General features: G+C 57.2%; 1 protein-coding gene. It reads left to right on the top strand.

The annotated features are described in order from the left end of the window. Positions 1-1,082 (top strand): AMP-binding protein (locus tag ACFVXG_RS46180; protein WP_387936511.1); only part of this gene is annotated, 1,082 nt, incomplete at both ends.

The following is a 1,082-nucleotide window of genomic DNA, read 5'->3' as shown; positions in this document are numbered from 1 at the left end:
CGGCAGAGACATGGAAGCATTACTGGCTTCAACTGTTAGAAGCCGCAGCGGAAAATCCGGCCGCGAAGCTTTCTGAGCTTTCATTGGTGAATAAAACAGAAAAACAAGCCCTCCTTGACGCATGGAAAGGAAAAACAATTTCTGTGCCGCGGGACAAAACGGTTCACCGTCTCTTTGAAGAAACGGCCGCCCGCTACGCGGACCGGCCGGCCGCGGCATACAACGGCGCGAAATGGACGTACGGCGAGCTGAACGCAAGGGCGAATCGCATCGCGCGCATTCTCATGGACTGCGGCGTCACGGCTGACGAGCGTGTCGGCATCCTGACGAAACCGTCCTTGGAAATGGCCGCGGGCGTACTCGGCGTCCTGAAAGCGGGCGCGGCATTTGTGCCGATTGACCCCGACTACCCGGAAGAGCGGATCAGCTACATTCTGCAGGACAGCGGCGCGAAGCTTCTTCTCACACAGGAAGCGCTGGGCGTGCCGGACAGCTACAAAGGAGAAACGATCCTGCTTGACGGCGGACGCTCCATTCTGAGCCTGCCGCTTGATGAAAATGATGAAGCGAACCCGCAGACGGAAACAACGGCGGATCATCTCGCTTATATGATTTACACGTCAGGAACGACCGGACAGCCGAAAGGTGTCATGGTCGAACACCATGCGCTGGTGAACCTGTGCTTCTGGCATCACGACGCATTCGCCATGACGGCGGATGATAAAAGCGCCAAATACGCGGGCTTCGGTTTTGACGCCTCCATCTGGGAGATGTTCCCGACATGGACCATCGGCGCGGAACTTCACGTCATTGACGAAGCGATCCGGCTGGATATCACCCGCTTAAATCACTATTTCGAAGAGCACGGCGTGACCATCACCTTCCTGCCTACGCAGCTCGCCGAACAATTTATGGAGCTGGAAAATACCTCTCTCCGCATGCTTCTCGTCGGCGGCGATAAGCTGAAGCGGGCGGTGAAACAGCCGTACACGATCGTCAACAACTACGGCCCGACGGAAAACACCGTCGTCGCGACAAGCGGCGTCATCAATCCGGAGGAAGGGTCGCTTTCGATCGGACGG

Origin of the sequence: Kitasatospora sp. NPDC058162, assembly GCF_042884005.1 — a bacterium.
Lineage (GTDB): Bacteria > Actinomycetota > Actinomycetes > Streptomycetales > Streptomycetaceae > Kitasatospora.
Note: the sequence above shows the minus strand (reverse complement) of the source record. Positions and strands in the feature narration are given on the sequence as shown.